We start from the raw sequence: 6,816 nt of genomic DNA, 5'->3' as shown, positions 1-6,816 counted from the left end.
CGCTCATGGCGGCGCTCTGTGCCCATGCGGCGGCGGCGGGGGTGCATTCGCTCTTCGCCGGTGTCAGTGGAGAGAACAGCGCGGGCGTCGCCTTTCACGCGGCGCTGGGCTTTGCGGAGGTTGCCAGGCTGCCTGAAGTGGGCTGGAAGTTCGACCGCTGGCACGACCTTGTGCTGATGCAGAAATTCTTGTGACCGCCGGGAGGCGGGCCGTTATGGTGCCCCCATGTCGATCTGGTCCCGAATAGGCGATGCACTGTCGGCCCTTCGCGCGGGCGAAGGGCTGTCGGCCGTGTTCGACAGGCTGCGCACCGCACCCGAGCGCACGGTGGGCTTTACCATCGCGGTCATCGCGCTGGGTGCGAAGATGGCCAAGGCCGACGGTCAGGTGACCAAGGACGAGGTGACGGCCTTTCGCGAGGTCTTCACCATTCCGCCGAGTGAAGAGGCCAATGCGGCGCGGGTTTTCAACCTTGCGCGGCAGGATGTGGCGGGCTTCGAGGACTATGCCGGGCGCATCGCGCGGATGTTCGACGAGGGCCACGGCGCGCTGACCGACCTGCTGGAGGGGCTCTTCCACATTGCGATGGCCGATGGAGAATATCACCCGAAGGAAGATGATTTTCTGGCGCGGGTGGCCGCGATCTTCAACGTCAGCGACCGGGAATTCCGCTCGCTCAGGGCGCGCTTCGTGCCGGATGCGGAGCCGGACCCCTATGCGGTGCTGGGGGTCAGCCCGGACACACCGGTTGACGAGATTCGCGCGGCCTGGCGGCGGTTGGTGCGCGAGAGCCATCCGGACGTGATGATGGCCCGTGGCGTGCCGGAGGAGGCCGTGCGGATGGCCGAGAAGCGGATGATCGCGATCAACCGGGCCTGGGAGGAGATCGGGGCAGGGTGAGACTGGCCACCTATAATGTGGAGTGGTTCAACGCGCTCTTCGACGAGGCGGGTGCGCCGCTGGCCGATGGTGAGTGGTCGGCGCGGTGGAACGTGACCCGGGCGGCCCAGCTGGAGGCGCTGGGCATTGTCTTCACCGCGCTCGATGCCGATGCGGTGCTCATCGTGGAGGCGCCCGACTGGAAGGCACCGCGCCGCACCGAGGCGGCACTGGAGGGCTTTGCCGACCTCATGGGGCTCAGGGCCCGCAAGGCGCTGGTTGGCTTTCCGAACGACACGCAGCAGGAACTGGCGCTGCTGTATGACCCCGACCGGGTGGAGGCCCGCCATGCGCCAATAGGCGAGATGACGGGCAAGAAGGGCAGCGAGGAGGCGCCCCGGTTTGACGGGGTGTTCCGGATCGACCTCGACATCGACGCGCGGGAGGACCTTGTGCGGTTCTCCAAGCCGCCGCTGGAGGCCGAGCTGCGGCTCGAGGGCTTTGCCGAGGTGGTGCGCTTCATTGGTGTGCATATCAAGAGCAAGGCCCCCCACGGTGCCCGCTCCGCCGCCGATGCCACGCGCATCTCCATTGCCAACCGGCGCAAGCAGCTGGCGCAGTCGATCTGGCTCAGGCGGCGGGTAGAGCACCACCTTGCGCGCGGCGAGGCGCTGGTGGTTGCCGGGGACTTCAACGATGGCCCGGGGCTGGACGAATACGAAGAACTGTTCGGGCGATCCGGGCTGGAAATCGTGTTGGGGGCGGACAAGCCGCAGGACAGGCGGCTGATCGACCCTCATGCACGGCAGGCACTGGCGGGGGGGCTGCTTCAGGCGCATGACACCACGGCGCGGTTCTACATCCGCGACGAGCACCGCTACCTCACCGCGCTTCTGGATTACCTGATGCTCTCACCGGGCCTAGCGGCCAGGGCGGTGGGCTGGCGGATCTGGCATCCCTTTGACGATCCTGCGATTTATGCGGTGCCGGAGCTGCGCGAGGCGCTTCTGGCGGCCTCCGATCACTTTCCTGTCAGCGTCGATCTCGACCCCGGGCTTTGAAACGACTCGCACCAATCCCTATGTTGGAGCCATGAAACACCTTGCTGCGATGGCCCTTGCGGCCAGCCTCACCCTCGGCCCCGCCACCGCGCAGGAGGCCGATCCCCAACCCCGTGGCGACATGGGGGAGGGCATGAATCTCGTGGAAGAGGGGATGATGCTCTTCTTCCGCGGCCTTGCCGAAGAGATGGAGCCCGCGCTGAAGGATATGGCGCGGGAGATGGAGCCGGCCCTGCGCAACCTCGCCGAGCAGATGGGGCCGCATCTGGCCGAGCTGGCGGAGATGATCGGCGAGTTCGACCAGTATCACCCGCCCGAGCGGCTGGCGAATGGCGATATCCTCATTCGCCGTAAGACCCCGGAAGAGATGGAACGGGAGGCGCCGACACCGCGCGGCCCGATGCCGGACTTCGACCCCGAGGGCGAAATCGACCTCTGACACGCGCGCTGCGCAGGGCGGGTGCCACGGGACTGCCGGAAAAATCTTCCTGAAGATTTTTCCCGTGTGGAGCGTTTGATGCCGGGGGCCGGGGTGCAAAAATCTTCCTGAAGATTTTTGGTAGAGGGAAGAATTTTCGTGAAAATTCTTCCGGTGCGGGTGTTGGAGGACGGGTGCAGAGGGCGTTCGGTGCGGATCAATCCCCTGCAAGCCGCACTTCCATCTCGCAGCCCAACTCGCTGGCGAGCGACTTGAACCGGGCTTCGGCCACTTCGCCGTAAAGGTCGGCCGAGGCGCGGGGCAGTACCAGCTTGAGCTCTTTCTTCTTGGGGCGAAACTCCAGTCGGCACATGGCCTCGGGGTTGTTGCCCGAGAACATCGCGCCGAAGCGCATGGCCTTTCCCAGGATCACTGCCATCTGCCGGTCTTTGTCCGATAGCAGCTCGACCATGGGTTCGAGGTGAGAGCCGGGCGCGGCGTTGCGGTAGCGGTGGAGCAGGGCGAGCCCCACGAAGACCCGGCCCTGGTGGTCGATCCCGCCAAGATTTGAGCGGGTGGCATTGTCGAAGCACACCTCGCCGCGATAATCGGGATGGGCGCGCCAGGACACATCGTGCAGCAGGCAGGCGGCCTTTATGAGGCGCTGCTTGTCGGCCCGCGCGGAGCGGAACAGCGGCATGACGAAATCGTAGAGCGTGAGGCCGAAGCCGGGCACGCGGGCGTTGTGGGCCTCGTCGTAGCGCGCCGCCTCGATCAGCGGGTCACGGGCGCGGATCAGGTCTGACATCTGCTCATAGAGCATGCCCTCGCGGATGCCGTAGGCAGAGATCCAGACCTCCTTGGTGCCGAATTTCTTCATTAGCCGCCGCAGCACCTCGCCCGCCACCGGCACCAGCGCGATCCGCGCGGCGGACAAACCGACCTCGCTGCGCACCTCTTCCAGATCGCGCCCGCGCAGCCAATCCAGCGTCTTGCGCAGCTGGGCCGGTGTGGCGTGGTAATCGTGCAGAACGTGCAGCGGGTATCCGCGGCGGTAGATGTCGATCTTGGCGATGGCACGCCACGAGCCGCCGACAAGGTAGAGGCGCTTGTGCCTCGGTAGGGTCTCGGCAAGCTCTTCGAGAGTTTCGTCGATCTCGGCCTTGCGGGCCTTGCGACCGCCCTTGATCGTCTTCAGCCGCAGCGGGCCGAGCGATGTGGAGGCGCGGGCCCCGACGCCGCCGTCTTCCAGAAGCGCCAGCTCCATCGAGGAGCCGCCGATATCGCAGGCCAGCCCGGTGGCACCCGGCCAGCCGACCAGCACGCCTTGGGCCGAGAGACGTGCCTCCTCCTCGCCGTCGACGACGTAAACCTCCAGCCCGGTGGCCGCCTTGATCTCTTCGCAAAACTCGGGGCCGTCATCGGCGTTGCGCACGGCGGCTGTGGCGCAGGCGGTGAGGGGCGGTATGCCCATGCCCCGGGCCAACGCGTGAAACCGGCGGATCGCGGCCATGGCGCGCTGGCGGCCTTCGGGGTTGAGCCGCCCGGTTTCGCCCATGCCCGCGCCGAGGCCGCACATCACCTTCTCGTTGAAGAAATAGGCCGGGCTGCGCGCGGCGCCGTCGAAGATAACCATGCGGACGGAGTTGGAGCCGATGTCGATCACGCCGACGCGTGACAGGGCCTGTGCGTCCGGGTGGTCGAAGATCGGGCGTCCGAAAGGGCCAAAACCCCGCTGCTGCTCGCCTGATCCGTCCATGTCGTCTCCCCGGGCGTGGTTGTGCTGTCTTGATAGAGGGCGCGCGCGCGCGAGGTCAATCTTTGGAGTGGGTCAGCTCTGGCACATCGCCGGCCCCCGCCGAGCCGCGCCCCGAGAGCGAGGGGTTTTCCATGAAGAAGCGGTGGCAGCTGAACGGCTCGATGCCTTCGGCGAGTTCGGGCCGATAGAAGCTGCCATCGGGCTTCATAACCCAGCTTTGGGCGGTGTCGGCCATGTTGGCGGCCATCACCTGCTCGGTGATCTGCGCCTTCACCGTGGGGTTGGTGCATTCCACCAGCGTCTCCACCCGGCGATTGAGATTGCGGCCCATCCAGTCGGCGGAGGAAATGTAGACCCGCGCCTTCTTGGAGGGCAGACCGTAGCCGTTGCCGAAGCAGACGATGCGGCTGTGCTCGAGGTAGCGCCCGACGATCGACTTGACGCGGATGTTGTCGCTGAGGCCCTTGATGCCGGGGCGGACGCCGCAGATGCCACGGATCACCAGCGAAATCTTCACCCCCGCCTGGGAGGCGGCATAGAGCGCGTCGATCACGTCGGGCTCGATCAGCGAGTTCATCTTGGCCCAGATCTCGGCGGGCTTGCCGGCACGGGCGTGCTCGGCCTCGGCGGCGATCATCTTCAGGAGGGTGGGCTTGAGCGAGATGGGCGAGATCGAGATGTTTTCCAGCGCGCCGGGCTGGGCGTAGCCGGAGAGGTAGTTGAACACCTTGCCCGCATCGCGCCCGAGCGCCTTGTCGCAGGTGAACAGGCTCAGGTCGGTGTAGATGCGCGCGGTGATCGGGTGGTAGTTGCCGGTGCCGTAGTGGGTGTAGGTCACCAACTCCTTGCCTTCGCGGCGTACCACGGTGCTGATCTTGGCGTGGGTCTTGTAGTGCATGAAGCCATAGACCACATGCGCCCCGGCCCGCTCCAGCCGCCGCGACTGGCGGATGTTGGCGGCCTCGTCGAAGCGTGCCTTCAGCTCGACCAGCGCTGTGATGGATTTGCCGTCTTCGGCCGCCTCGCACAGCGCCTCGACGATGGGCGAGTTCTTGGAGGTGCGGTAGAGTGTTTGCTTGATCGCCACCACATCCGGATCGCGCGCCGCCTGCTGAAGAAAGCGCACCACCATGTCGAAGGTCTCATAGGGGTGGTGCAGCAGCATGTCCTTCTGGCGGATCGCGGCGAACATGTCGCCCTCGTGGTCCTGCACCCGTTCTGGCACGCGGGGGGTGAAGGAGGGCCAGAGCAGATCGGGGCGGCTGTCGATCACCAGTTCCTTGAGGTCAGCCACGCCGAGGATGCCGTTGGTTTCGATCACCTCGTCCTCGTCCACCTCCAGCTCGCGCATGATGAGCGCCTTCAGGGCTTTGGGCGCGCCTGCCGACATGTTGAGGCGGATCACCTCGCCCCGGCGGCGGCGCTTCAGCGCGGTTTCGAACTCGCGCACGAGGTCTTCGGCCTCCTCCTCCAGTTCCAGGTCGCTGTCGCGCAGCACGCGGAAGGTGCAGGAGCCCTTCTCGCGATAACCGGGGAAGAGAGAGCCGATGTGCAGGCGCAGCAGGGCTTCGAGCGGCAGGAAGCGGCTTTTGCCTTCATCGGCGGGCAGGGCGATGAAACGATCCACCTGGTGCGGTATCGGCAGGATGGCATCAAGCTTTCGGCCGTTGTGCTCGCTCTCGAGCTGGAGGGCGAGACAGAAGCCGGTGTTGGCGATGAAGGGGAAGGGGTGGGCCGGGTCGACGGCCAGCGGCGACAGCACCGGGAAGACCTGGGCGAGGAAGTAATCGTCCAGAAAGGCCCGGTCTTCCTTGGTGAGGTTCTTGGCCTCAAGCAGGGCGATGTCATGGGCTTCCATATCGCTGCGCAGGCTGGCCCATGTTTCCTGCTGACGGGCCATGAGGCGCCGGGCGTCGGCGTTGATCAGGATCAGCTGCTCCGCGGGGCTCAGACCGTCGGCGGCGGGCGTGGTGTTGCCCGCGCGGGCCAGTTCGCGCAGGCCCGCGACGCGGACGGTGTAGAACTCATCGAGGTTGGTGGCCGAGATCGACACGAAGCGGACACGCTCCAGCAGGGGCACGCGCGGATTTTCGGCCTCTTCGAGCACACGCCAGTTGAAGCCCAGCCAGGAGAGCTCCCGGTTGTAGAAGCGCGAGGGGCCCGTGAGCTCGCTCGCGTCCGGCTCGACGGGATCGGGGTAGGGGGCAGTGAGGAAGTCGGATTGGGTCATGCGAAGAACTTAGGCAGCAAAGGTCACGTCTGGATGACGCTACCCACCCTATGTGCCTGAATTTCCGTCATTGTCCAAGACGTCACGGGCGAGCTTGGTGCCGAGCTTGCGTCCGGTGGCAAGTTGGTGCCGGTCCAGCGCGGACACGGTGCGGCGGATGGCGGCGGCGGAGCGCTCGATCCGGGGCAGCAGGAAGTCGATGAGCTTGGGCGGGGGCGCGAGTTGCCTGTCGGAAAAGTGCTTCACGAGGAGAGCCGTGAGCAGGGCATCGTCGGGCTCGGAAAGGCGCGCCCTGGGGGTGGCCTGAAGGCGGGTTTCCAGATCGGGCAGGGCGCGGGGCGGCAGCGGCTCACGCGCTGTCAGCAGCAGGCGCGCAGGGGCGGCGGCGGCGCGGTTGAGCAGGTGGAACAGCGGCTCTTCCGTCTCGCGGCTGCCGAACAGCAGGTGGATGTCTTCCACAAGCAGGGCG

6 protein-coding genes and 1 pseudogene are annotated in these 6,816 nt (G+C 66.3%); 4 read left to right on the top strand and 3 right to left on the bottom strand.

Annotated features, from left to right (window positions below):
• From DYI42_RS22580 to DYI42_RS22565, 4 genes are all read left to right on the top strand, one after another.
• On the top strand, window positions 1–194 hold a 194-nt coding region (locus tag DYI42_RS22580), incomplete at its 5' end, for a GNAT family N-acetyltransferase (protein ID WP_213549201.1).
• A gap of 31 nt (window positions 195–225) precedes the next feature.
• Window positions 226–900 (top strand): molecular chaperone DjiA, encoded by a 675-nt coding sequence (locus DYI42_RS22575; protein WP_213549199.1) that lies wholly within the window; start codon window positions 226–228, stop codon window positions 898–900.
• The gene (locus DYI42_RS22570; protein ID WP_213549197.1) at window positions 897–1,940 is read left to right on the top strand and encodes an endonuclease/exonuclease/phosphatase family protein; all 1,044 of its coding nucleotides are present in this window, start codon (window positions 897–899) and stop codon (window positions 1,938–1,940) included. The genes DYI42_RS22575 and DYI42_RS22570 overlap by 4 nt, the downstream gene beginning before the upstream one ends.
• Window positions 1,941–1,971: 31 nt before the next feature.
• Window positions 1,972–2,379 carry a hypothetical protein gene (locus DYI42_RS22565; RefSeq protein WP_213549195.1) on the top strand — a complete coding sequence of 136 codons (408 nt, stop codon included), beginning with the start codon at window positions 1,972–1,974 and terminating at the stop codon, window positions 2,377–2,379.
• A 196-nt stretch (window positions 2,380–2,575) separates the two neighbouring features.
• On the opposite strand, the gene DYI42_RS22560 is transcribed toward DYI42_RS22565, so the two are convergent.
• From DYI42_RS22560 to DYI42_RS22550, 3 genes and pseudogenes are all read right to left on the bottom strand, one after another.
• Window positions 2,576–4,117: a Ppx/GppA family phosphatase gene (locus tag DYI42_RS22560; protein WP_213549193.1), complete on the bottom strand. Its 1,542-nt coding sequence runs from the start codon at window positions 4,115–4,117 to the stop codon at window positions 2,576–2,578.
• A gap of 55 nt (window positions 4,118–4,172) precedes the next feature.
• Window positions 4,173–6,347, bottom strand: coding sequence for an RNA degradosome polyphosphate kinase (locus DYI42_RS22555; RefSeq protein WP_213549191.1), 2,175 nt, complete (start codon window positions 6,345–6,347; stop codon window positions 4,173–4,175).
• Between the two features lie 48 nt (window positions 6,348–6,395).
• Window positions 6,396–6,816, bottom strand: a pseudogene (locus DYI42_RS22550) (DnaA ATPase domain-containing protein); the annotation flags it as partial.

Source organism: Vannielia litorea (assembly GCF_018424695.1).
GTDB lineage: Bacteria > Pseudomonadota > Alphaproteobacteria > Rhodobacterales > Rhodobacteraceae > Vannielia > Vannielia litorea_A.
This window is presented reverse-complemented; position numbering and strand designations above follow the sequence as displayed.

Excerpts from the sequence above, each read along its gene's own strand:
- DYI42_RS22575 (WP_213549199.1), top strand. The coding sequence starts at position 226 with ATGTCGATCTGGTCCCGAATAGGCGATGCACTGTCGGCCCTTCGCGCG.
- DYI42_RS22565 (WP_213549195.1), top strand. The coding sequence starts at position 1,972 with ATGAAACACCTTGCTGCGATGGCCCTTGCGGCCAGCCTCACCCTCGGC.
- DYI42_RS22560 (WP_213549193.1), bottom strand. The coding sequence starts at position 4,117 with ATGGACGGATCAGGCGAGCAGCAGCGGGGTTTTGGCCCTTTCGGACGC.
- DYI42_RS22555 (WP_213549191.1), bottom strand. The coding sequence starts at position 6,347 with ATGACCCAATCCGACTTCCTCACTGCCCCCTACCCCGATCCCGTCGAG.